Here is a 24,030-nt window from a genome sequence, read left to right on the forward strand (position 1 = left end):
CCATCCTCCTCACTGACGCCCGGAGCGCCATGCTCGATCACCTGCGCCGCATTGTCGTCGAAGGCCCCGTCGGATCGGGCAAGACCTCGCTGGCCCATCGCCTGGCGCGCACGCTGCAGGCGCAGGAACTGCCCGACCACGCCCGCCGCAGCCCGTTCCTCGAGCCGTTCTACCGCGACCCCGCGCGCCATGCACTGGCGCTGCAGCTGTGGTGCCTGACCCAGCGCGCGGTGCAGCTGCAGCAGTGGCAGGCGGGCGTCGCCTCGGGCCAGCGCATGGTCAGCAACTTCCTGATCGCCAAAGACCGCCTGCATGCCGCGCTGACGCTGTCCGGGGATGAACTGGCCCTCTACGACGCCATCGCCGCCCGGCTGGCGCTGCCGCCGCAGCGCGCCGACCTGGTGATCGTGCTGCAGGCGACGCCGTCGCTCTTGCGCGAGCGCATCGTGCGCCGCGGCGAGCCCGGCGAGGCCGGCATCGACGAGCACTACCTGCAGCGCCTGGCCGGCGCCTATGGCGAACTGTTCCACCGCTACGACGACGCCCCGGTGCTGGTGGTCGACACCGCCCACTTCAATCCGGTGGACAATGACGACGATTTCCGTACACTACTGTCGCGCATCGAAAACATGCGCGGCCGCAAGGCCTTTCTCAATCTCGCCGCGCCCTGACAGGCCCCCTCGCCTGCCAGACACAACACAATAACGACGGCTGTCGTTGCCGTGCGGGCAGCCCTCCCGGCACCGGCAAGGCCGTCCTACACGGGCACTGCCATGAGCTACCTCCTCGATCCCTCCCGCAAGACCATCACGATTCCCAAACTGCAGGCGATGCGTGACGCCGGCGAGAAAATCGCCATGCTGACCGCGTACGACTCCAGCTTCGCCGCGCTGCTCGACTACTGTGGCGTCGAGATGATCCTGGTGGGCGACTCGCTGGGCAATGTGATGCAGGGCCAGCAGACCACGCTGCCGGTCACGCTGGAACAGATGGCCTACCACACCGAATGCGCGGCACGCGGCAACCAGACCGCGCTGCTGCTGACCGACCTGCCGTTCGGCACCTATCCGACCCCGGAAGCCGCGTTCGCCAGCGCCGTCACGCTGATGAAGGCCGGCGCGCAGATGGTCAAGCTCGAAGGCGGCGACTGGCTGGCGCCGATCGTGAAATTCCTGGTCGAGCGCAGCATCCCGGTGTGCGCGCATATCGGCCTGACGCCGCAGTCGGTGCACGCGCTGGGCGGCTTCAAGGTGCAGGGCAAGACCGACGCCGGCGCGGCCCAGCTCAGGCGCGACGCGCTCGCGCTGCAGGCCGCCGGCGCCCAGGTGGTGCTGATGGAGGCGGTGCCGGCCGCGCTGGCCGGCGAGATCACGCAGTCGCTGGCGGTGCCCACCATCGGCATCGGCGCCGGCGCCGACTGCACGGGCCAGGTGCTGGTGCTGCAGGACATGCTCAACATCTATCCCGGCCGCAAGGCCAAGTTCGTGCGCAACTTCATGGACGGCCAGCCGTCGATCGAGGCCGCGGTGCGCGCCTACGTGGCCGCCGTCAAGGACGGCAGCTTCCCCGCCGTCGAGCACACCTTCTCCGCCTGACGCGGTGGAGATCGGCAGCGCCACCGCCGAAGCCTTCCGCCTGCTGGCGAGCGGCGACGCCGGGCTGTGGTTCATCGTCTGGACCTCGCTGGTGGTGGCGGTGCTGGGGCTGGCCATTGCCACCGTGCCGGCCATCGCCGCGGCCTGGCTGATCGCCACGCGGCAGTTCCCGGGCCGGCGCGCGGTGGTGGTGGTGGCGCAGGCCTTCCTGTCGTTCCCGACCGTGCTGGTCGGGCTGATCCTCTATTTGCTGTTCACGCGCCAGGGGCCGCTGGGCAGCCTGCACCTGCTGTTCACCCCGGCCGGCATGGTGCTGGGGCAGGCCGTGATCGGCTTCCCGGTGGTGCTGGCGTTTGCGCTGTCGACGCTGCAGGGCGCCGACGTGCGCCTGCGCGAAACCGCCTGGGTGCTGGGCGCCGGCCGCTGGCGCACCTTCGTCACGGTACTGCGCGAACTGCGCTTCGGGCTGATGGCGGCGGTGGTCGCCGGCTTTGGCCGGGTCATTGCCGAAGTGGGCTCGGCGCTGATGATCGGCGGCAATATCGAGGGCTCGACCCGCACCATCACCACGGCGATCGCGCTGGAAACCAGCAAGGGCGAATTCGCGCAGGGCATTGCGCTGGGCCTGGTGCTGGTGGCGCTGGCGCTGCTGGTCAATATCGGCATGGCCTGGCTGCAGGGTGCCGGAGGCTTTCGCCGATGACACCGACCGTCGCCGCCGACCACGGCCCGCTGCTGATCGTGCGCGGGCTGGCGCGCAGCATCGGCCTGCGCAAGCTGTTTGCGATCGACACGCTGGTGATCCCGCGCGCCACCGCGATCGTGATGACCGGCATGAACGGCGCCGGCAAGACCACGCTGCTGCGCATGCTGGCGGGGCTGGAGCCCGCGCCCGGCGCGGTCGCGCACTGGACCGATGCGCACGGCCACGCCCACAGCGCGGCGCTGACGCCGCTGCCGCCGGCGCTGCGCCGGCGCATTGCCTACCTGCACCAGCATCCCTACCTGTTCCGCACCTCGGTGCGCGAGAACATCGCCTACGGCCTGCGCGCACGCGGCCTGCCGCGCCATGACATCGACCTGCGCGTGGGCGAGGCGCTGGGCTGGGCCGGGGTCTCGCACCTGCAGGACACCGCGCCCGAATACCTGTCCGGCGGCGAGATCCAGCGCGTCGCGCTGGCGCGCGCCAAGGTGCTGGAGCCGGAACTGCTGCTGCTCGACGAACCCACCTCAAGCCTCGACGGCCATGCGCGCGAGCAGGTGATCGCGCTGGTCGGCGACCTCGCCGCCGAAGGCCGCACCGTGGTGATGATCTGCCACGACCGCGAGCTGATCAACCTGCCGGGCGTGGTGCGCTGGAAACTGGGCGACGGCGTGCTCGACACCCACCACCCTTAGCCACCAGCTCAGGCCTGCAACCTCGCCGGCATCACGCCGCGCAGGGCGTTGACCAGCACGATGGCCTCGGCGCGCGCCAGCATCGCGCGCGTGACCACCGCTTCTTCGACCGGCTCGCCCGGCGCCCCGAGCGCCGCGCCGCCCGTCTCCAGCACCACCGCCCGCATCACGCCCGGCAGGATGTCGGCCGACAGCGGCGGCGTCAGCCAGCGGCCATCGATGCGCACGAACACGGAACTGCGCCCGCCCTCGAGCAGTTCGCCGCGGGTGTTGAAGAACAGCCGGTCGAAGCCGCCGGCGCGCTCGGCGGCCTGCCAGCCGGCATCGAAGAGCGCGCGCGCACTGGTCTTGTGGCGGCGCAGCGGGTCGGCAAGCGGCAGCAGGTCCGGCGCGAGGTCGACACCGACCGGCCCCGCCGGCAGCGGTGCCAGCGCGCCGCTGGCGAAAGACAGCGTGCCGGACTTGTCCACGCTCAGGCGCAGGCGCCAGCTGCCGGCGCCCAGTGTTGCCACCTGCGCGGCCACCGCGTCGCGCGCGGCGCCGGCGTCGAAGGCAAAGCCGAATGCCCGCGCGGACGCCCCGATGCGCGCCAGGTGCCGCGCCAGGTGCGGGCACGCGCCGTCTTGCACGCGCAGGGTCTCGAACAGCGTGAAGCCGGGATCGTGCCGGGTCAGGAAGCGCGCCTTCCAGCCGCATTCGGCGAATTCCTCCGCCGCCACGCTGTCATGGACGATGCCGCCGCCCACGCCCATCTCGCCGGCGCGCAGCGCGCTGGCCGCGGGCGGTGCCAGCACCAGCGTGCGGATCGCCACCGACAGCGCGAACGGACCGGCCATGGCCGCGCCGGACGGCGCCTCGATCCAGCCGATCGCGCCGGTGTAGAGCCCGCGCGGCGCGCGCTCGAGCTCGGTGATGATCTGCATGGTGCGCCGCTTGGGCGCGCCGGTGATCGAGCCGCACGGGAACAGCGCCGCCATCAGCGCGCCGAAGCCGGTGCCGGGCCGCGCCGTCGCGGTCACGGTCGAGGTCATCTGCAGCACCGCGCCGAACGGCTGCACCGCGAAGCGTTCGGGCACCGCCACGCTGCCCGGCTGCGCGATGCGGCCCAGGTCGTTGCGCAGCAGGTCGACGATCATCACGTTCTCGGCCCGGTTCTTGGCATCGGCGGCCAGCGCGGCGGCGGCCTGCGCATCGCGCGCGGCATCGCCAGCGCGCGGCGCGGTGCCCTTCATTGGCCGCGTCAGCAGATGGCCCTGGCCGTCGTGGCGCACGAACAGCTCGGGCGACAGCGACAGCACCATGGCGTTATCCGGCAGCCGCGCCAGCACGCCATAAGGCACCGGCTGCGCGGCGCGCAGCGCCGCGTACAGCGCCACCGGATCGCCGAAGGCCTCGCAGCGCAGGCGCTGGGTGTAGTTGACCTGGTAGGTGTCGCCGGCTTCGATCCACTGGTGGATGCGCGCGATGGCGTCGTCGAAGGCCGCGCGCGAAGTATCGGAAGCGATATCCATCAGGCCCGCCGGCTGCGGGTGCGCATGGGCCTGCAGCCACGCCGCCACCGCCGCGGCATCGAGCCGCTGCAAATCTCGGAACCACAGCAGGCGCAGCGCGCCGTCGTGGAACGGCATGGCGTTGCCGGTATGCACCGGCGCATCGACCAGCGCACCACCGAATTCGTAGGGCGCGAACAGGGTCGCGTGCCAGCCCTGGCGCCAGCCTTCGGCAAGCATGGCGTCGAGCCGGGCGATGTCGCTGCCGGGCGGCAGCAGGTCTTCGTGGACGAAGCCGGTGTAGAGGCGGGATGCGGGTTGTGCGGCGGGTGCGGTGGCGTCGTCGAGCAGGACGAAGGCGTCAACGCCGCCCGCTTGCGTGCTCTCCTCTCCCGCTTGCGGGAGAGGGGCTGGGGGTGAGGGGGGGCGCTGGATGCTTGCTACCACGGGAAATCTTCAGGGAAAACAGGATTGCCGGCGTACCGACAGGGCGCCGGCATGCATTATCGCGCGGCGCAGGCATGGCGGCGATGGACGCGCCGGCCCTCACCCCCGGCCCCTCTCCCGCTGTATGGACCGGGGACATAGGTGACAGGTGTGCGAGGACATGGTTGACACTCCCGGGCAGATATCTGCCCGGGAGAACGAACCATGCCGTGGAGCGCCCGAGACACCATGAGCCTTCGCCTGGAGTTCATTGCCCTGGCTTCCCAGCCGGGATGCAACCGTCGGGAGCTGTGCCGACGGTTCTCGATCAGTCCGCAAACCGCTTATAAGTGGCTGGCCCGGCATCGGCAGGAAGGCGCCGCGGGCTTGGCCGACCGGCCCAGGCGGCCGCACCACAGCCCCGAGCGCACCGCTGATTTCCTGGAGGAACTGGTGCTGATGCTGCGCCGCGAACACCCGACCTGGGGTGGGCGCAAGATCAGCCGCAGGCTGTCCGACCTGGGCCACGCCGAGGTGCCTGCGCCCAGCACGGTGACCTCGATCCTGCATCGACATGGTCTGATCGATCCGCAGGCCAGCGCCCAGGCCACCCCCTGGCGGCGGTTCGAGCACGACGAACCCAACGAGCTGCTGCAGATGGACTTCAAGGGTCAGGTGCCCAATGAGCAGGGCGTCTGCTTTCCGCTCACGCTGATCGACGACCATTCCCGCTTCAACCTGTGCCTGGCAGCCTGCGCGGACCAGCGCCGCCAGACGGTGCAGCAGCAGCTGATCGGGGCCTTCCGCCGCTACGGCCTGCCCCGGCGCATCACCATGGATAACGGCCCTCCATGGGGAGGCGGCGACGAAGAGGGGCTGGGCTACACCAGGCTGACGGTCTGGTTAATGCAACTAGGGATCCGGGTCAGCCATTCACGGCCCTATCACCCACAAACACAGGGCAAGGACGAGCGGTTCCACCGCACCCTGAAGGCCGAAGTCCTGCAGCACCGCCGCTTCGTGGACAACACCGAGGCGCAGCAGGTCTTCGATCGATATCGGTACGTGTACAACCACGAGCGACCCCATCAGGCCCTGGGAATGCAGGTGCCGGCCCAACGCTATCGCGTGAGCAACGTGGCCTACCCGGAGGCGCTGCCGGAGGTGCAGTACCAGAGCGGCGACCGTGTCTACAAGGTCGACAGCAGCGCACGGATCATGGTTGGCAACCGGCGCATCAAGATCGGCAAGGCGTTCATCGGCCAGTGGATCGCGCTACGCCCGACCCGGCGCGACGGCGTGTTGGCCATATGGTTCAGCCGCTTTGAAATCGGCGAAATTAGCCTGCACGCCGTAGCGGCGTGCAGGCCACAAGCATCACCTAGGGACGTAACCCCTTGACGTCTACAATGTGTCCACCATGTCCTCGCACATGCGTCCACCATGTCCCCGGTCTATACATCCCGCAGGCGGGAGAGGGGAGCAAACCCGCGGTGCGCCGGCGTCATGCGCCAAAAACAAAAAACCGGCCACGCTCGCACGTGGCCGGTTCCATACTGCCAAGCCGGATCAGCTGAAGAAGCTCTTCACCTTGTCCAGCCACGAGGTTTCCTGCGGGCTGTGGCGCGAGCCGCCCTCGTGCACCGAGCGGTCGAACTGGCGCAGCATTTCCTTCTGCGCCTCGGTCAGCTTGACCGGCGTCTCGACGTTCACATGCACGTAGAGGTCGCCCGGGTAGCCGGAGCGCACGCCCTTGATGCCCTTGCCGCGCAGCCGGAAGGTCTTGCCCGACTGGGTGGCCTCGGGCACCGGGAAGGTGGCCTTGCCGCTCAGCGTCGGCACTTCCAGGTCGCCGCCCAGTGCCGCGGTGGCGAACGAGATCGGCATCTGGCAGTGCAGGTCGTCGCCGTCGCGCTCGAACACCGCGTGCGGCTTGATGTGGACTTCGACGTACAGGTCGCCCGGGGGGCCGCCGTTGATGCCCGGCTCGCCGTTGCCGGACGAACGGATGCGCATGCCTTCGTCGATGCCGGCCGGGATCTTCACTTCCAGCGTCTTCTGCGACTTCAGCTTGCCCTGGCCGTGGCACTTGGTGCAGGGCTTGGGGATGTACTTGCCGCTGCCGTGGCACTTCGGGCAGGTCTGCTGCATGGTGAAGAAGCCCTGCGACACGCGCACCTGGCCGGCGCCGTGGCAGGTGGGGCAGGTTTCCACGCTCGAGCCGGGCTCGGCGCCGTTGCCGTGGCAGTGGTCGCAGTCGTCCCAGTGCGGCACGCGGATCTGGGCCTCGTGGCCGTGCGCGGCCTGCTCCAGCGAGATCTCCATGCTGTAGCGCAGGTCGGCGCCGCGGTAGGCCTGCGGGCCGCCGCCGCGCCGGCCGCCGCCGGCCTGGCCGAAGATGTCGCCGAAAATGTCGCCGAAGGCCTCGGCGAAGCCGCCGTAGCCTTGCGCGCCGCCGAAGCCGCCCGCCATGTTCGGGTCCACGCCGGCATGGCCGTACTGGTCATAGGCGGCCTTCTTCTCCGGATCGGAAAGCATCTCGTAGGCCTCCTTGGCCTCCTTGAATTTTTCCTCGGATTCCTTGCTGTCCGGATTGCGGTCCGGGTGGTATTTCATCGCGAGCTTGCGATAAGCCTTCTTGACTTCGTCTTCGCTCGCATTCTTGCCTACCCCGAGCACTTCGTAATAGTCACGTTTTGCCATGGTGGCTCATTACCTCATTGGCCGGCGGGTGCAAGCGGCACGGGCCGGCGAATAGCAAAAAAGCCGAGCGCGGCATCCGACGGCGGTTTCCCGCAGGTCTGATGGCCGTCGCCCGGCGTCGGGACGGGAGCGGCGCCGGCCAGTGCCTGCACCGCCGCCCGCGTATCCCGATTACTTCTTGTCGTTGACTTCCTTGAATTCGGCGTCCACAACGTTGTCGTCCTGCGGCTGGGCCTGCTGCTGGCCGCCGGCGGCACCCGCGGCACCTGCCGCGGCGCCTTCGCCGGCCTTGGCCTGCATGTCGGCGTAGACCTTCTCGCCCAGCTTCTGGCTGACTTCGGACAGCGCGTTGACCTTGGCGTCGATCTCGGTCTTGTCGCCGCCGCGTGCGGCGTCTTCCAGTTCCTTGATCGCGGCCTCGATCTTTTCCTTCTCGCCCGCGTCCAGCTTGTCGCCGTACTCGGTCAGCGCCTTCCTGGTCGAGTGGATCAGCGCGTCGGCCTGGTTGCGGGCATCAGCCAGCTCGCGGGCCTTCTTGTCTTCCTCGGCGTTGGCCTCGGCATCCTTGACCATGCGCTGGATCTCGTCTTCCGACAGGCCCGAGTTGGCCTTGATGGTGATCCGGTTTTCCTTGCCGCTGGCCTTGTCCTTGGCGCCCACGTGCAGGATGCCGTTGGCGTCGATGTCGAACGAGACCTCGATCTGCGGCGTGCCGCGCGGTGCCGGCGGAATGCCCTCGAGGTTGAACTCGCCCAGCAGCTTGTTGCCGGTGGCCATCTCGCGCTCGCCCTGGTACACCTTGATGGTCACCGCCGGCTGGTTGTCGTCGGCGGTCGAGAACACCTGCGCATGCTTGGTCGGGATGGTGGTGTTCTTGGTGATCATCTTGGTCATCACGCCGCCCAGGGTCTCGATGCCCAGCGACAGCGGCGTCACGTCCAGCAGCAGCACGTCCTTGCGGTCGCCCGACAGCACCGAGCCCTGGATCGCGGCACCGACGGCCACGGCTTCGTCCGGGTTCACGTCCTTGCGCGCTTCCTTGCCGAAGAACTCCTTGACCTGTTCCTGCACCTTGGGCATGCGGGTCATGCCGCCGACCAGGATCACGTCGTCGATGTCGCTGACCTTGACGCCCGCATCCTTGATCGCGGTGCGGCACGGCTCGATGGTGCGGGTGATCAGCTCCTCGACCAGCGATTCCAGCTTGGCGCGGGTCATCTTCAGGTTCAGGTGCTTCGGACCCGAGGCATCGGCGGTGATGTACGGCAGGTTGATTTCAGTCTGCTGCGAGCTCGACAGCTCGATCTTGGCCTTTTCGGCGGCTTCCTTCAGGCGCTGCAGCGCGAGCACGTCCTTGGACAGGTCGACGCCCTGGTCCTTCTTGAACTCGGCGATGATGTAGTCGATGATGCGCTGGTCGAAGTCTTCGCCGCCCAGGAAGGTGTCGCCGTTGGTCGACAGCACTTCGAACTGCTTCTCGCCATCGACGTCCGCGATCTCGATGATCGAGATGTCGAAGGTGCCGCCGCCGAGGTCATACACGGCGATCTTGCGGTCGCCCTTCTCGTTCTTGTCCAGGCCGAAGGCCAGCGCGGCCGCGGTCGGCTCGTTGATGATGCGCTTGACGTCGAGGCCGGCGATGCGGCCGGCGTCCTTGGTGGCCTGGCGCTGCGAGTCGTTGAAGTAGGCCGGCACGGTGATCACGGCTTCGGTCACCGGCTCGCCGAGGTAGTCCTCGGCGGTCTTCTTCATCTTGCGCAGCACTTCGGCCGAGACCTGCGGCGGCGCCAGCTTCTGGTCGCGCACCGACACCCATGCGTCGCCGTTGTCGGCCTTGACGATGGCGTACGGCATCAGGCCGATGTCCTTCTGGACTTCCTTCTCTTCGAACTTGCGGCCGATCAGGCGCTTGACCGCGTACAGCGTGTTACGCGGGTTGGTCACGGCCTGGCGCTTGGCCGGCGCGCCGACCAGGATCTCGCCGTCTTCCATGTAGGCGATGATCGACGGGGTGGTGCGGGCACCCTCGGAATTCTCGATGACCTTGGGCGTGTTGCCTTCCAGGATCGCGACGCAGCTGTTGGTGGTACCGAGGTCGATACCGATGATCTTACCCATTATTCTCTCCTCTTGAGCCAGCGCTATCCACGCGGCTGCAATTCAACCTGAGGCCGAAATGTGGCCGCCCGGGGGCTTTTCAAGGGCAGAACCGGCAAATCCGAGTAATTTTCTCGGTTTCTGCCCCCGTTCAACGGCAGCCGCGGCCCCGGCTTGAGCCGGCAGTGCTGACAAGCCGTGTTATGTGGCCCCTGGATTACTTCTTCGCGGCATCGCGGTCGCGCTGCCACAGCACGTCCGAGCCGCCGCCCGCCCGGTTCAGCACCCGCGCCAGCACGAACATCAGGTCCGAGAGCCGGTTCAGGTACTGGCGCGGCGCCTCGTTCAGCGCCTCCGCCGCGCCCAGCGCCACCAGTGCGCGCTCGGCGCGCCGGCACACGGTGCGGCACACATGCGCCTGCGCCGCGGCGCGGCTGCCGCCGGGCAGGATGAACTCGGCCAGGCGCGGCAGGTTGGCGTTGTAGTCGGCCAGCCAGGTGTCGAGCTGCGCCACCTGCTCGGGCTTGAGCAGCGTGTAGCCCGGGATGGAAAGCTCGCCACCCAGGTCGAACAGGTCGTGCTGGATATGCAGCAGCGCGGCGCGCAGGTCGGCGGGCAGCTCTTCGGTCAGCAGCACGCCGACGTGGCAGTTCAGTTCATCGACGTCGCCGATCGCGGCGATGCGCAGGCTGTCCTTGCCGGTGCGGCTGCCGTCGCCCAGGCCGGTGGTGCCGGCGTCGCCGGTGCGGGTGGCGATCTTCGACAGGCGGTTGCCCATGCCGGTCTCCTTGTCAGCGGTTGGTCGTTGGGAAATGGCGCATTATCGCGCCAGAGCCGCTGACTTAGCCATTAGCCATGCGGGGCGCAGCCGCCGGCTGCGGCTTGCACGGCCATTCTGCTTGTGCGGCTATCGGCCGCGCGCTCGCCACCTGAAGGTGCACCAGCCGCCGCGCGGCGTAGAATGCAGTTGTTCGTCCAGTTGTTCGTCCATTCGATAACCGGGTCGCGCCCCAGCCTGCCGCCGGCACCTTCGGCGGCCTCGCAAGTCCATGAGGCCGCACCGACCCGCCGGAGACCCCGCATGAACCACCCCACGCCGTCCGCCTCCCTCGCCCGCCGTCCGCTGCCGCCCGCCATCGCCGACGCCCTCGCGGCACGCTTCGGCGAGCGCTTTACCACCTCCGCCGGCGTGCGCGAGCACCATGGCCGCGACGAATCGCCGTTCCCGCCGGCGCTGCCGGATGCGGTGGTGTTTGCCCACAGCACCGAGGAAGTGGCCGAGGTCGCGCGCCTGTGCAACCAGCACGGCGTGCCGCTGATCCCGTACGGCGCGGGCTCGTCGCTGGAAGGCCACCTGCTGGCGGTGGCCGGCGGCATCAGCCTGGACCTGTCGCAGATGAACCGGGTGCTGGCGGTGCAGCCCGAGGACCTGACCGTGACCGTGCAGCCCGGCGTCACGCGCAAGCAGCTGAACCAGGAGATCAAGGACACCGGCCTGTTCTTCCCGATCGACCCGGGCGCCGACGCGTCGCTGGGCGGCATGTGCGCCACGCGCGCGTCGGGGACCAACGCGGTGCGCTACGGCACCATGCGCGAGAACGTGCTGGCGTTGACGGTGGTGACCGCCGACGGCCGCGTGATCCGCACCGGCACGCAGGCGCGCAAGTCGTCGGCCGGTTATGACCTGACCCGGCTCTTTATCGGCAGCGAAGGCACGCTCGGCATCATCACCGAGGTCACGGTGCGGCTCTACCCGCAGCCCGAGGCGATCTCGGCCGCGGTGTGCGCCTTCCCCAGCATGGGCAGCGCGGTGCAGGCGGTGATCCAGACCATCCAGCTGGGCGTGCCGGTGGCGCGCGTGGAATTCGTCGATGCGCTGGCGATCCGCGCCATCAACCGCCACGACAACCTGACCCTGCCCGAGACCCCGCACCTGTTCTTCGAATTCCACGGCACCGAGGCCGGCGTGCGCGAGCAGGCCGAGACCGTGCAGCAGATCACCGCCGACTTCGGCGGCCAGGGCTTCGAGTGGGCCACGCGCCCGGAAGACCGCAGCCGGCTGTGGAACGCGCGCCATACCGCGTACTTTGCGATGCTGCAGCTCAAGCCGGGCTGCAAGTCGGTCACCACCGACGTGTGCGTGCCGATCTCGCGCCTGGCCGACTGCGTCACCGAGACCGAGAAGGACCTGAACGCGTCGGCGCTGCCCTGCCCCATCGTCGGCCATGTCGGCGACGGCAACTTCCACGTGGCGATCCTGGTCGACCCCGACAAACCCGAGGAGATGGCCGAGGCCGAGGCCATCAACCAGCGCATCGTCGAACGCGCGCTGGCGATGGGCGGCACCTGCACCGGCGAGCACGGCGTGGGCCTGCACAAGCAGCGCTTCCTGGTGGCGGAGCACGGCGAGGACGCGCTCGACCTGATGCGCGCGATCAAGGCTGCGCTCGACCCCAACCACATCCTGAACCCGGGCAAGATCTTCAGCGCCACGCGCGGCGCCGCGCAGTAAAGCTCGCAACCGGATGGCCTCCATGTTCAACCGCGTGCCGCCGCTGCACCTGCTGATCGCGTTCGAGGCCGCGGCGCGCCTGGGCAGCTTCGCGCGCGCGGCCGAGGAGCTGTCGGTGACGCCCAGCGCGGTCTCGCACCGGATCAAGAACCTCGAGGAGCTGTGGGGCGAAGACCTGTTCGTGCGCGCCAACGCCGCGCTGCGCCTGACCGCGGCCGGCACGCGCTACCTGCGCAACGTGCAGGACGCGCTCAAGTCGCTCAACGAGCTGGCGCGGCCCGAGTACAACAAGATGCGCACGCGCCTGCGCGTGGCGATCCCGCCCACCTTCGGGCGCCAGCACCTGGTGCCGCGGCTGCCGGAGTTCGGCGCGCTCTATCCGCATATCGACCTCGAGCTGCACCTGGCGATCCCGTTCCTCGACGTCAAGGCCGAGGACACCGATGTCGAGATCCGCTACGGCACCGGCCGCTACCCCGACCTGAAGACCACCAGGCTGCTGGTCGAGCCGGTGTTCCCGGCGTGCGGGCGCGAATACTACGAGCGCGTCAACGGCCGCGCCATCACGCGGCCCGAGCACCTGCACGGCCTGGTGCTGCTGCGCAGCCCGCTGGAGCCGTGGAAGCCGTGGTTCGAGACCGCCGGGCTGGACTGGCCCGAGCCGCAGACCGGCCCGCAGTTCAACGACATCGGGCTGATGCTGGAAGCGATCGCCTCCAACCAGGGGGTGGCGCTGGTGCGCCAGCGCATGGCGCGGCACTGGCTGTCGCTGGGACAGATGGTGCGGCTGCTCGATGTGGAATCGGTATCGCCGCACGGCTACTACATCGTCGAGCGCGAACAGGCGCCGCTCAAGCCCGAGGCGCGCTATTTCGTCGACTGGCTGCTGAGCCTGGACTGGTAGGAGACCGCCCGTATGCAGAATCTGGAGATCCGGCTGCTGACACCCGCCGATGCAGAGGCCTTCCACGCGCTGCGCCTGCAGGGCCTGGCCGAGGCGCCGGAAGCCTTTGCCGCCAGCCTGGAAGAAGAACAGGACCTGCAGCCCGAGGCGGTGGCGCAGCGGCTCGCGCCGAGCGCCGACAAGGCTGTGTTCGGCGCCTTCGACGGCGGCGCGCTGGCCGGCGCGGTCGGCATCATGCGCGAGCCGCGCCGCAAGCACTGGCACAAGGCGTCGATCTTCGGCATGTACGTGGCGCCGGGCTGGCGCGACAAGAAGCTCGGCCGCGCGCTGATGGAGCGCGCGCTGGAGCAGGCCGTCGCCATGGAGGGCGTGCGCCAGGTGATCCTGTGCGTCAATGCCGGCAGCGCGGGCGCGGTGCGTCTCTACGAGTCGCTCGGCTTCGAGCGTTTCGGGCTCGAGCCCGACGCGCTGTATGTCGCGCCGCACTTCTACGACAAGCTCGACATGGTGCTGCGGCTGCCGGCCGCCCCGGCGCGGCCGGATCTCTGAAGGCAGCCCCCGCCTGTCCCGCTTTACCGCTGGCGCGCCGCCGGTGCTACGCTGAAACCGGCGCCCGTGCCCGCCGGGCATGATGAGCATTTTTGATCGGCCCGGCATGCCGAATTCACGTCCGGCGTGGTGCCCGCGCCAGGTGGCCTGCGCTATAGTCACCCGTCCCCCGCGGCTGGCCCTGCACCGCCGCGGCCGGCAGGCCCGCACACGATCACCACAGGCCGCCGTTCAGGAGACCCCACAGGAGTCGTTGATGAATGCCCCGCACGAAGCCCAAACCCTCGCTCCCGGCGCCGCCGACAGTTCGGCAACGGCCGCGGCCACGGCCACGGCCGCCGACGGCCGCCGCGACGCGCTGCTGGCCGGCCTGGCGCAGATCCTGCCCGACGCCGCTGTGCTGTGGAAGCCGGAAGACACCGTGCCCTATGAGTGCGACGGCCTGGCCGCTTACCGCCAGGTGCCGATGGCGGTGGCCCTGCCCGACACCGAGGAGCAGGTCTGCGCGATCCTGCGGCTGTGCCACCAGCTGGGCGTGCCGGTGGTGCCGCGCGGCGCCGGCACCAGCCTGTCGGGCGGCGCCATGCCGATCGCCGAGGGCCTGGTGCTGTCGCTGGCCAAGTTCAAGCGCATCCTGTCGGTCGACCCGTACTCACGCACCGCGGTGGTCCAGCCGGGTGTGCGCAACCTGGCGATCTCGGACGCCGCCGCGCCGCACAACCTGTACTACGCGCCCGACCCGTCGTCGCAGATCGCCTGCACCATCGGCGGCAATGTCAGCGAGAATTCCGGCGGCGTGCACTGCCTGAAGTACGGCCTGACCGTGCACAACGTGCTGCGCGTGCGCGCGGTGACGATGTCGGGCGAGGTGGTGGTGTTCGGCTCCGAGGCCCCGGACGCGCCCGGGCTGGACCTGCTGGCCGTGCTGATCGGCTCCGAGGGCATGCTGGCGGTGGTCACCGAGGTCACCGTGCGCCTGATCCCCAAGCCGCAGCTGGCGCAGGTGATCATGGCCTGCTTCGACGATGTCGAGAAAGGCGGCAACGCGGTCGCCGACGTGATCGCCGCGGGCATCATCCCGGCCGGGCTGGAAATGATGGACAAGCCCGCCACCGCCGCGGTCGAGCAGTTCGTGCACGCGGGCTATGACCTCGATGCCGCCGCGATCCTGCTATGCGAGTCCGACGGCACGCCCGAGGAAGTGGCCGAGGAAATCGAGCGCATGAGCGCGGTGCTGACGGCATCGGGCTGCACCCGCATCGTGGTCTCGCAGAACGAGGCCGAACGGCTGCGCTTCTGGAGCGGCCGCAAGAACGCCTTCCCGGCGGCGGGGCGGATCTCGCCCGACTATTACTGCATGGACGGCACCATCCCGCGCAAGCACATCGGCACGCTGCTCAAGCGCATCGAGGCGATGGAAGTGAAGTACGGCCTGCGCTGCATCAACGTGTTCCATGCCGGCGACGGCAACATGCATCCGCTGGTGCTGTTCGACGGCGGCGACCAGGACGAATGGCACCGCGCCGAGCTGTTCGGCGCCGACATCCTGGAAACCTGCGTCGAGCTGGGCGGCACCGTCACCGGCGAGCACGGCGTCGGCGTGGAAAAGCTCAACTCCATGTGCGTGCAGTTCTCGACCGCCGAGCGCGACGCCTTCTTCGGCGTCAAGGCCGCTTTCGACCCGGCGCGGCTGCTCAACCCCGACAAGGCCATCCCGACGCTGGCGCGCTGCGCCGAGTACGGCAAGATGCACGTGAAGAAGGGCCTGCTGCCGCATCCCGAGCTGCCGCGCTTCTGAGCCCCGCCATGCGAGAGAATCCACGCCGGCGCCAGCACCAGGAAGCCGTGGTGCGCCAGCGCCTGGGCCAGCCCGAGGCCGGCTGGCGCCAGCGCTGGTACACCATCATCTTCGAGGCCGATACGCGCGAAGGGCGCATCTTCGATGTCGCGCTGCTGCTCGCCATCATCACCAGCGTGATGATCGTGATGCTCGACAGCCTGCCCGCGGTGAACCAGCGCCTGGGCGGGGTCTTCACGGCGCTGGAATGGATGTTCACGCTGCTGTTCACGGCCGAGTACGCCATGCGCCTGCTGGTGGTGCGGCGGCCGTGGCGCTATGCGCTGAGCTTCTACGGCGTGATCGACTTCATCTCGATCATGCCGACCTGGCTGGCGTTCTTCGTGCCGGAACTGCATTTCCTGATCGACGTGCGGCTGCTGCGGCTGCTGCGCGTATTCCGGATCCTGAAGCTGACCGTGTACTTCGAGGAAGCCGAGATCCTGTACCGCGCGCTGGTCAACAGCCGGCGCAAGATCTTCGTGTTCCTGGCCGCGGTGTTCATCATCACCGTGATCCTCGGCACCGTGATGTACGTGGTCGAGGGCCCGGAGCACGGCTTCCACAGCATCCCGGTCAGCATGTACTGGGCGGTGGTGACGCTGACCACCACCGGCTTCGGCGACATGGTGCCGAAGACGGCGCTGGGGCAGTTCATTACCTCGCTGACGATCCTGCTGGGCTACGGCATCATCGCCTTTCCCACCGGCATCGTCGGCGCCGAGCTGGCCGCCAGCATCATGAAGCGGCCGCTGACCACGCGCACCTGCACCCATTGCCTGACCGAGGGGCACGAGCCCGACGCGCAGTATTGCAAGCACTGCGGCAGCTCGCTGCCGGCCTATCAGAACGACCGGCCCGAAGTCCCGGGCGGCCGCGACGGCTCGCCCGGTCCCTGAGCCTGGCCAGAAACTCATCCCCATCTCGCATGACTATGCAAGCCACCCTCGACGCCTTCCGCGACGCCGTCAGGCAAGCCACCGAGACCCGCACCGCGCTGCGGCTGCGCGGCGGCGGCAGCAAGGACTTCTACGGCCAGCCGCCGCAAGGCCAGTTGCTGGACACGCGCGCCTACACCGGCATCGTCGACTACGACCCGGCCGAGCTGGTCATCACCGCGCGCTGCGGCACGCCGCTGGCCGAGATCGAAGCCGCGCTGGCGGAAAAGCGCCAGATCCTGGCATTCGAGCCGCCCCACTTCGCACTGCCCGGCCAGCCCAGCGTGGCGACGCTGGGCGGTGCCGTCGCCGCCGGGTTGTCGGGCCCGCGCCGGCAGTCGGTGGGCGCGCTGCGCGACTTCGTGCTGGGCGCGCAGCTGATGGACGGCCGCGGCGAGGTGATGGACTTCGGCGGCCAGGTGATGAAGAACGTCGCGGGCTATGACGTGTCGCGGCTGCTGGCGGGCTCGCTCGGCACGCTCGGGCTGATCCTGCAGGTCTCGGTCAAGGTGCTGCCGGCGCCGTTCGACGAGGCCACGCTGCGCTTCGAGATGGCGCAGGACGAAGCCATCCGGCAACTGAACCAGTGGGGCGGGCAGCCGCTGCCGCTGGCATCTTCGGTGTGGCATGCGGGCGTGCTGCACGTGCGCCTGTCCGGCGCCGGCGCCGCGGTGCGTGCTGCCTGCGCCCGGCTCGGCGGCGAACGGCTGGACCCGGAGTCGGCTGCCGCGCTGTGGCAAGCGCTGCGCGAGCAGACCCATCCGTTCTTTGCCCCGGCGCACGCCGGCCGCGCGCTGTGGCGGCTGGCGGTTCCCACCGTGGCCGCGCCGCTGGCGCTGCCGGGCGAACAGCTGGTCGAATGGGGCGGCGGCCAGCGCTGGTGGCTGCCCGAAGAGGGCTCGGCCAGGGCCGACGCCGAAAGCGTGCGCGCGGTGGCCCAGGCTGCCGGCGGCCATGCCACGCTGTTTCGCCATGGCGACAAGTCGATGGGCGTGTTCACGCCGCTGGCATCCCCGCTGGCCGCGATCCACCGCCGCCTGAAGGAGACCTTCGACCCCGCCGGCATCTTCAACCCGCAGCGCATGTACCCCGGGCTCTGAACCCGCGGGCCAAGACACTCCAGGCACTACACCCCACATCATGCAAACGACCCTGGCCGATTTTCTCCGCGACACGCCCGAAGGCGAGGAAGCCAAATCCATCGTCGGCAAATGCGTGCATTGCGGCTTCTGCACCGCCACCTGCCCGACCTACCAGCTGCTCGGCGATGAACTGGACGGGCCGCGCGGTCGCATCTACCTGATGAAGCAGGTGCTCGAAGGCCATGCCATTACCGAAAGCACGCGCCTGCACCTGGACCGCTGCCTGACCTGCCGCAACTGCGAATCGACCTGCCCCTCCGGCGTGCGCTACGGACGGCTGGTCGACATCGGCCGGCAGCTGGTCGACGACAAGCTCGAGGCCGAAGGCGTGCGGCGTCCCGCCAGCCAGCGCATCGCGCGCTGGGTGCTGCGCGAGGGGCTGACGCGCCCGGCATTGTTCGGCACGGCGCTGCGCCTGGGCCAGATGGTGCGCCCGCTGCTGCCGGGCACGCTGCGCGCCAAGGTGCCGCCGCTGTCGGCCAGCGCCGCGCCGGGCGCGTGGCCGCGCAACACCCATGCGCGCAAGATGCTGTTGCTCGACGGTTGCGTGCAGCCGGCGATGTCGCCCAACATCAATGCCGCCACCGCGCGCGTGTTCGACCGTGTCGGCGTACAACTGGTGGTGGCGCGCGAGGCCGGCTGCTGCGGCGCAATCCGCTTCCACACCGGCGACCACGATGGCGGCCTCGACAATATGCGCCGCAATATCGACGCCTGGTGGCCGCATGTCGAGGCCGGCGCCGAAGCCATCGTGATGACCGCGTCAGGCTGCGGCGCGATGGTCAAGGACTACGGCCACCTGCTGCGCAACGATCCCGCCTATGCCGAGCGCGCGCGCCGCATCTCGGCGCTGACGCGCGACCTGTCCGAGGTCCTGCCGGACTTCGCCGACGACCTGCACGCCGCCGCCGGCGCGGTGCCGCGCGACGGCCGGCGCGTGGCCTACCACCCGCCGTGCACGCTGCAGCACGGCCAGCAGATCCGCGGCAAAGTCGAAGCGCTCTTGACCGGCCTCGGCGTGGAAGTCAAACTCTGCGCTGACAGCCACCTGTGCTGCGGCTCGGCGGGCACTTACTCGGTGCTGCAGCCGGAACTGTCGCAGCGCCTGCGCGACGACAAGCTCGCCAAACTGCAGGCGACGCAGCCCGAAGCCATCGTCTCGGCCAATATCGGCTGCATCTCGCACCTGCAGGGCGGCACCGATACGCCGGTCATGCACTGGATCGAACTGGTCGACCGGATGCTGGGATAAGCCCCCGACCGGAGCAAGGCCCTGTGGTTGTCTCCCCTCTCCCGCTTGCGGGAGAGGGGCGGAAGAGCCAACCAACCACGCCCCCATGCTCCAGACCTTTGCCATCCTGTTGGTTTTCCAGTCCGTCGGCGAGGTGATCAGCTACGCGCTGACCCTGCCCGTGCCCGGCCCCGTGCTCGGCATGATCCTGCTGTTCGGCTGGCTCGTCTTCGACGACCGGCTGCTGCCCGTGATCCAGGGCACCACCACCGAACTGCTCAAGCACCTGTCGCTGCTGTTCGTGCCCGCCGGCGTCGGCATCATGGTCCACGCCAACCGCATCGAGGGCGAGTGGATGCCGATCCTGGTCGCGCTGGTGGTGTCCACCTGGCTGGCCATCGCCACCACCGCGGTGGTCACGCGCATGCTGATGCGCAAGCGTTCCGGCACGCCCGACGCGCCGCCGGCCGACGCCAAGGGAGAACAGGCATGATGACGCCGCGCCTGAACGAGATCTGGGTCTACCTGGCCGCCAGCCCGCTGGTGGGCCTGACCGCGACGCTGCTGGCCTATGTGTTCGCCTTCCGCATCTACGAGAAATCGCGCTTCTCGCCGCTGGCCAACCCGGTGATGATCGCGGTGGCGCTGCTGGTCACGGTGCTGACCGTCACCGGCACGCCCTACAAGACCTACTTCGACGGCGCGCAGTTCGTGCACTTTTTGCTGGGGCCGGCAACGGTGGCGCTGGCGGTGCCGCTGTACCTGCAGCTGCCCAAGCTGCGCACCCATGTGTTCCCGCTGCTGGCGGGACTGGTGGCGGGGTCGGTGGTGGCGGTGGTGTCGGCGGTGGGCATTGCGTGGCTGCTCGGCGCCTCGCCGGAAACGGTGCGCTCGCTGGCGCCCAAGTCGGTGACGATCCCGATCGCCATGGGCGTGGCCGAGAAGATCGGCGGCCTGCCGTCGCTGACGGCGGTGCTGGTGATGGGCACCGGCATCATCGGCGCGGTCAGCGCGACCATGCTGCTGAACCTGCTGCGCATCCGCGACTACAGCGTGCGCGGCTTTGCCACCGGCGTGGCGGCGCACGGCATCGGCACCGCGCGCGCGTTCCAGGTCAACCAGGAGGCCGGCGCCTTCGCCGCGCTCGGCATGGGCCTGAACGGCGTGCTGACCGCGATCCTGGTACCGGTGATGGCGGCGTGGATGCCGCACTGACCTCCCTTCCCTGACATCCTCCTGACAGCACGCTGTCAGCAGCCCCCGCGCATGATGCGAGCTCCTCACTCCCTTACCTATGGAACCCAGGAGCCCATCATGAGCCAACGTCTGATCAACTGGCTGGAAATCCCCGTCGTCGACATGCCCCGCGCCATCGGCTTCTACGAGCAGGTCTTCGATATCCGGCTGCGCCGCGAAACCATGAGCCAGGTCGACATGGCGGTGTTCCCGCATCCCGATCCCGGCGGCGCGCTGGTCGCCGGCGAAGGCTACCGGCCCAGCAACTACTACGGCACGGTGCCGTACCTGCACGCGCCGGAACTCGACGCGCTGCTGGCGCGCGCGGCGCGCGCCGGCGGCAAGACCGTGTTCGGGCCGCTGCGCCTGCCGGGCGAGATCGGCCGCATCGCGCATATCACCGACAGCGAAGGCAACCGCATCGGCCTGCACGAACCGGTGGCCGGATGACTGCCTTGGACCACGCCGACCGATGAGCCGCCGCGCCGACCGCCTGTTCCAGATTGTGCAGGTGCTGCGCGGCCGCCGCCTGACCACGGCGGCGCTGCTGGCGCAGCGGCTCGGGGTCTCGGAACGCACCGTCTACCGTGATATCCAGGCGCTGTCGCTGTCGGGCGTGCCGGTCGAGGGCGAGGCCGGCATCGGCTACCGGCTGCGCGCCGACTTCGACGTCCCGCCGCTGATGTTCACCGCCATCGAAGTGGAAGCGCTGGTCGCCGGCCTGCGGCTGCTGAAGGCCTGGGGCGGCGGCGCGCTCGCCGCCGCGGCCGATCCCGCGCTTGAAAAGCTGATGGCGGCACTGCCGCCGCCGCGCCGGCTGGCGGCGCAGCAAAGCCGTGTGTTCGCGCCCGAGTACGTCAACCAGGCGCATGTGCGCGAGGCCTTCGACGTGGTGCACGGCGCGCTGGGCGCGCACAAGCTGCTGCAGCTCGACTACTGCGACGTGCAGCAGCGCATCACCGAACGCGTGGTGATGCCGCTGGGGCTGTTCTTCTGGGGCAATGCCTGGCTGCTGGCGACGTGGTGCACCACGCGCGAGGACTACCGCAGCTTCCGGCTCGACCGCTGCCGCGCCATCCGCATGCTCGACGACCACTTCCACGAGACCCCGGAGCGTTCGCTCAACGGTTTCCTGCGCGCGGTGCGCGCGAGCAGCAGCTGAGGCTCAGGCCGAGTTCAGGCCGCCGGGTCGGACAGCAGCCGCTCGATATCGGTGCGCAGCTCTTCCGGCTTGGTGGTCGGCGCATAGCGCTTGAACACGGTGCCGTCGCGGCGCAGCAGGAACTTGGTGAAATTCCACTTGATGCCCTGGGTACCGAGCACGCCACGCTTTTCGGTGGTCAGCCACCGGTACAGCGGATGGGCGTTGGGGCCGTTGACGTCGATCTTGGCGAACATCGGGAAGCGCACCGCGAAACGCGTCTCGCAGAACTGGCCGATCTGCTGCGCATCGCCCGGTTCCTGCTTGCCGAACTGGTTGCACGGAAAGCCCAGCACCTCCAGGCCGCGCCCGTGGTACTCGTCATAGAGCTTCTGCAGGCCCTCGTACTGCGGGGTAAAGCCGCATTCGCTGGCGGTATTGACCACCAGCATCACCTTGCCCTGGAACTGCGACAGCGGCACCGGCTGGCCGGCGAGCGAGTTGGCTTCGAACTGGTAGACATTGCTCATGGCAGACTCCTGTAGATAGCCAAGCATACCGCCGTGAGAAGCAATGTGCAGCCCTCAGATGACGTTGAGATGCTCGGTGCCGGCACCCAGGTCCGAGTCCCTGGCATGCGTGCTGTGCAGCTTGATCATCAGGCGCAGGTCGTTGAGCGAGTCGGCATTGCGCAGTGCGTCTTCGTAGGTGATCTTGCCCTGCTCGTACAGGTCGAACAGCGCCTGGTCGAACGAGATCATGCCTTGCTCGCGCGACTTCTTGATGACCTCCTTGAGCTCGTGGATCTCGCCCTTGAAGATCAGGTCGGCCACCAGCGGCGTGCCGATCATGATCTCCACCGCCGGCACCCGGCCCTTGCGGCCGGCGCGCGGCAGCAGGCGCTGCGAAATCATCGCCTTCAGGTTCAGCGACAGGTCGATCAGCAGCTGCTGGCGCTTTTCCTCGGGGAAGAAGTTGACCACGCGGTCGATCGCCTGGTTGGCGTTGTTAGCGTGCAGCGTGGCCAGGCACAGGTGGCCGGTCTCGGCGTACTGCATCGCGTACTCCATGGTCTCGCGATCGCGGATCTCGCCGATCAGGATCACGTCGGGCGCCTGGCGCAGCGTGTTCTTCAGCGCCACGTGCCACGACTCGGTATCGATGCCGACCTCGCGCTGCGTGACGATGCAGTTCTGGTGCGCATGCACGTATTCGATCGGATCCTCGATGGTGATGATGTGGCCGTAGGAATGCGCGTTGCGGTGGTCCAGCATCGCCGCCAGCGTGGTCGACTTGCCCGAGCCGGTCGCACCGGTGACGATCACCAGCCCGCGCTTGGCCATCACCACCTCATGCAACGTCTGCGGCAGGTCCAGGTCGGCCACCGACGGGATGCGCGTATTGATGGTGCGCACCACCATGCCGGCCTTGCCCTGCTGAATAAAGGCCGAGACGCGGAAGCGCCCGGCCTTGGGCGCGCTGATGGCGAAGTTGCACTCGCGGCTGGTGTCGAAGTCCTGCACCTGGCGCTCGTTCATCACCGAGCGCACCAGCCCCAGCGCCTGGGTCGGGTTCAGCGGCTGCTGCGACACCGGCGTGATCTTGCCGTCGACCTTGATCGCCGGCGGGAAGTCCGAAGTGATGAACAGGTCCGAGCCGCGGTTGCTGACCATCAGCTCCAACAGGTCGTTGATGTACTTGGCGGCGGATTCGCGGTCGAGCATGGCGGTGTCCTGCTGGAGGAAGGGCGAAGGCGCAAGCCGGGCCTCAGCCCATGAACGCGTCCGGGTTCTTGGCAATCGCGCGCGCGTCGTTGTAGCTGATGACGCTGCGCTTGATCAGGTCCGACAGGCACTGGTCCAGCGTCTGCATGCCCAGCCCGCTGCTGGTCTGCATCATCGAGTACATCTGCGCGATCTTGTTCTCGCGAATCAGGTGGCGGATCGCGGGCGTGGCGATCATGATCTCGTGCGCGGCGGTGCGGCCGTTGCCGTCGCGGGTCTTCAGCAGCGTCTGCGAGATCACCGCCTCGAGCGATTCCGACAGCATGGTGCGCACCATGTCCTTTTCTTCGGGCGGAAACACGTCGACCACGCGGTCGATGGTCTTGGCCGCCGAGCTGGTGTGCAGCGTGCCGAAGACCAGGTGGCCGGTCTCGGCCGCGGTCAGCGCCAGGCGGATGGTCTCCAGGTCGCGCAGCTCGCCCACCAGGATCACGTCGGGGTCTTCGCGCAGCGCCGAGCGCAGCGCGTTGGCAAACGAATGCGTATGCGGCCCCAGCTCGCGCTGGTTGATCAGGCTCTTCTTGGAGCTGTGCACGAATTCGATCGGGTCCTCCACCGTGAGGATGTGGCCCATGTCGTTTTCATTGCGATGGTCGACCATCGCCGCCAGCGTGGTGGACTTGCCCGAGCCGGTCGGGCCGGTCACCAGCACCAGCCCGCGCGGCTTCATGCACAGGTCGGCAAACACTGCCGGCGCGCGCAGCTCTTCCAGCGTCAGCACCTTGGACGGAATGGTACGGAACACCGCGGCGGCGCCGCGCTGGGTGTTATAGGCATTGACGCGGAAGCGCGACAGGCCGGCGATCTCGAACGAGAAATCGATTTCGAGGCGTTCCTCGTAAGCCTTGCGCTGGGTGTCGCTCATGATGTCGTACACCATGGCGTGGACATCCTTGTGCGTCATCGAGGCGACGTTGATGCGCCGCATGTCGCCGTGGATCCGCACCATCGGCGGCATGTCCGCGGACAGATGAAGATCGGACGCCTTGTTCTTGACGGCGAAAGCCAATAGCTGCGCGATGTCCATCTATAATGACCCCACCCTGA

Annotated in this window: 23 protein-coding genes; 16 read left to right on the top strand and 7 right to left on the bottom strand. The window is 68.7% G+C overall.

What is annotated here, in order from left to right; all coding sequences use genetic code 11:
* Window positions 1–29: 29 nt before the first annotated feature.
* The 4 genes from A2G96_RS19270 (at window position 30) to A2G96_RS19285 (ending at window position 2,993) form a co-directional block, all read left to right on the top strand.
* On the top strand, window positions 30–671 hold the full coding sequence (locus A2G96_RS19270) for a deoxynucleoside kinase (protein ID WP_062801659.1): 642 nt from the start codon (window positions 30–32) through the stop codon (window positions 669–671).
* A gap of 102 nt (window positions 672–773) precedes the next feature.
* Entirely contained in the window at window positions 774–1,595 is an 822-nt protein-coding gene (gene panB, locus A2G96_RS19275; protein ID WP_062801660.1) for a 3-methyl-2-oxobutanoate hydroxymethyltransferase, read from the top strand.
* Window positions 1,596–1,599: 4 nt separating this feature from the next.
* Window positions 1,600–2,298: an ABC transporter permease gene (locus A2G96_RS19280; RefSeq protein WP_062801661.1), complete on the top strand. Its 699-nt coding sequence runs from the start codon at window positions 1,600–1,602 to the stop codon at window positions 2,296–2,298.
* Window positions 2,295–2,993, top strand: a complete 699-nt coding sequence (locus A2G96_RS19285) for an ATP-binding cassette domain-containing protein (protein ID WP_062801662.1) — start codon at window positions 2,295–2,297, stop codon at window positions 2,991–2,993. Before A2G96_RS19280 ends, A2G96_RS19285 begins: the two co-directional genes overlap by 4 nt.
* An 8-nt stretch (window positions 2,994–3,001) precedes the next feature.
* Here the strand turns inward: A2G96_RS19285 and pabB are convergent, their stop codons facing one another.
* Window positions 3,002–4,930 carry an aminodeoxychorismate synthase component I gene (gene pabB, locus A2G96_RS19290; protein ID WP_062801663.1) on the bottom strand — a complete coding sequence of 643 codons (1,929 nt, stop codon included), beginning with the start codon at window positions 4,928–4,930 and terminating at the stop codon, window positions 3,002–3,004.
* A gap of 204 nt (window positions 4,931–5,134) precedes the next feature.
* Here pabB and A2G96_RS19295 point away from each other — a divergent pair, with 204 nt between their 5' ends.
* Window positions 5,135–6,310 carry an IS481 family transposase gene (locus A2G96_RS19295; protein ID WP_062801613.1) on the top strand — a complete coding sequence of 392 codons (1,176 nt, stop codon included), beginning with the start codon at window positions 5,135–5,137 and terminating at the stop codon, window positions 6,308–6,310.
* Window positions 6,311–6,478: 168 nt separating this feature from the next.
* Here A2G96_RS19295 and dnaJ read toward each other — a convergent pair whose 3' ends face one another.
* From dnaJ to A2G96_RS19310, 3 genes are all read right to left on the bottom strand, one after another.
* Window positions 6,479–7,612, bottom strand: coding sequence for a molecular chaperone DnaJ (gene dnaJ, locus A2G96_RS19300; RefSeq protein ID WP_062801664.1), 1,134 nt, complete (start codon window positions 7,610–7,612; stop codon window positions 6,479–6,481).
* 171 nt (window positions 7,613–7,783) lie between these two features.
* Complete coding sequence (gene dnaK, locus A2G96_RS19305; protein ID WP_062801665.1) at window positions 7,784–9,730, bottom strand: molecular chaperone DnaK; 1,947 nt, start codon at window positions 9,728–9,730, stop codon at window positions 7,784–7,786.
* Between the two features lie 196 nt (window positions 9,731–9,926).
* Window positions 9,927–10,487, bottom strand: a complete 561-nt coding sequence (locus tag A2G96_RS19310) for a cob(I)yrinic acid a,c-diamide adenosyltransferase (RefSeq protein WP_062801666.1) — start codon at window positions 10,485–10,487, stop codon at window positions 9,927–9,929.
* Between the two features lie 303 nt (window positions 10,488–10,790).
* Here A2G96_RS19310 and A2G96_RS19315 point away from each other — a divergent pair, with 303 nt between their 5' ends.
* The 11 genes from A2G96_RS19315 (at window position 10,791) to A2G96_RS19365 (ending at window position 21,220) form a co-directional block, all read left to right on the top strand.
* Window positions 10,791–12,221: an FAD-binding oxidoreductase gene (locus tag A2G96_RS19315; RefSeq protein WP_062801667.1), complete on the top strand. Its 1,431-nt coding sequence runs from the start codon at window positions 10,791–10,793 to the stop codon at window positions 12,219–12,221.
* Window positions 12,222–12,234: 13 nt separating this feature from the next.
* Window positions 12,235–13,125 carry a LysR substrate-binding domain-containing protein gene (locus tag A2G96_RS19320; protein ID WP_062801668.1) on the top strand — a complete coding sequence of 297 codons (891 nt, stop codon included), beginning with the start codon at window positions 12,235–12,237 and terminating at the stop codon, window positions 13,123–13,125.
* A 21-nt stretch (window positions 13,126–13,146) separates the two neighbouring features.
* Window positions 13,147–13,674 (top strand): GNAT family N-acetyltransferase, encoded by a 528-nt coding sequence (locus tag A2G96_RS19325; protein WP_082819059.1) that lies wholly within the window; start codon window positions 13,147–13,149, stop codon window positions 13,672–13,674.
* Between the two features lie 256 nt (window positions 13,675–13,930).
* Window positions 13,931–15,472 (top strand): FAD-linked oxidase C-terminal domain-containing protein, encoded by a 1,542-nt coding sequence (locus A2G96_RS19330; protein WP_062801670.1) that lies wholly within the window; start codon window positions 13,931–13,933, stop codon window positions 15,470–15,472.
* 8 nt (window positions 15,473–15,480) lie between these two features.
* On the top strand, window positions 15,481–16,410 hold the full coding sequence (locus tag A2G96_RS19335) for an ion transporter (RefSeq protein ID WP_062801671.1): 930 nt from the start codon (window positions 15,481–15,483) through the stop codon (window positions 16,408–16,410).
* Window positions 16,411–16,445: 35 nt separating this feature from the next.
* Window positions 16,446–17,549, top strand: coding sequence for a glycolate oxidase subunit GlcE (glcE, locus tag A2G96_RS19340; RefSeq protein WP_062801672.1), 1,104 nt, complete (start codon window positions 16,446–16,448; stop codon window positions 17,547–17,549).
* 40 nt (window positions 17,550–17,589) lie between these two features.
* Window positions 17,590–18,843 (top strand): glycolate oxidase subunit GlcF, encoded by a 1,254-nt coding sequence (gene glcF, locus A2G96_RS19345; RefSeq protein ID WP_062801673.1) that lies wholly within the window; start codon window positions 17,590–17,592, stop codon window positions 18,841–18,843.
* Between the two features lie 85 nt (window positions 18,844–18,928).
* The gene (locus A2G96_RS19350) at window positions 18,929–19,315 is read left to right on the top strand and encodes a CidA/LrgA family protein (RefSeq protein WP_062801674.1); all 387 of its coding nucleotides are present in this window, start codon (window positions 18,929–18,931) and stop codon (window positions 19,313–19,315) included.
* Window positions 19,312–20,037: an LrgB family protein gene (locus tag A2G96_RS19355; protein WP_082819011.1), complete on the top strand. Its 726-nt coding sequence runs from the start codon at window positions 19,312–19,314 to the stop codon at window positions 20,035–20,037. The genes A2G96_RS19350 and A2G96_RS19355 overlap by 4 nt, the downstream gene beginning before the upstream one ends.
* A 99-nt stretch (window positions 20,038–20,136) precedes the next feature.
* Entirely contained in the window at window positions 20,137–20,508 is a 372-nt protein-coding gene (locus A2G96_RS19360) for a VOC family protein (protein ID WP_179949068.1), read from the top strand.
* A gap of 22 nt (window positions 20,509–20,530) precedes the next feature.
* A complete protein-coding gene (locus A2G96_RS19365) occupies window positions 20,531–21,220 on the top strand; it encodes a helix-turn-helix transcriptional regulator (protein WP_062801676.1) in 690 nt (229 codons plus the stop codon).
* A 14-nt stretch (window positions 21,221–21,234) separates the two neighbouring features.
* Here A2G96_RS19365 and A2G96_RS19370 read toward each other — a convergent pair whose 3' ends face one another.
* The 3 genes from A2G96_RS19370 to A2G96_RS19380 are packed head-to-tail and all read right to left on the bottom strand — an operon-like array spanning window position 21,235 to window position 24,010.
* Window positions 21,235–21,729 (bottom strand): glutathione peroxidase, encoded by a 495-nt coding sequence (locus A2G96_RS19370; RefSeq protein ID WP_062801677.1) that lies wholly within the window; start codon window positions 21,727–21,729, stop codon window positions 21,235–21,237.
* 54 nt (window positions 21,730–21,783) lie between these two features.
* Window positions 21,784–22,923 carry a PilT/PilU family type 4a pilus ATPase gene (locus tag A2G96_RS19375; protein ID WP_062801678.1) on the bottom strand — a complete coding sequence of 380 codons (1,140 nt, stop codon included), beginning with the start codon at window positions 22,921–22,923 and terminating at the stop codon, window positions 21,784–21,786.
* Between the two features lie 43 nt (window positions 22,924–22,966).
* Window positions 22,967–24,010, bottom strand: coding sequence for a type IV pilus twitching motility protein PilT (locus A2G96_RS19380; protein ID WP_025583874.1), 1,044 nt, complete (start codon window positions 24,008–24,010; stop codon window positions 22,967–22,969).
* Window positions 24,011–24,030 lie beyond the last annotated feature (20 nt).

Source organism: Cupriavidus nantongensis (assembly GCF_001598055.1).
GTDB classification, from domain to species: domain Bacteria; phylum Pseudomonadota; class Gammaproteobacteria; order Burkholderiales; family Burkholderiaceae; genus Cupriavidus; species Cupriavidus nantongensis.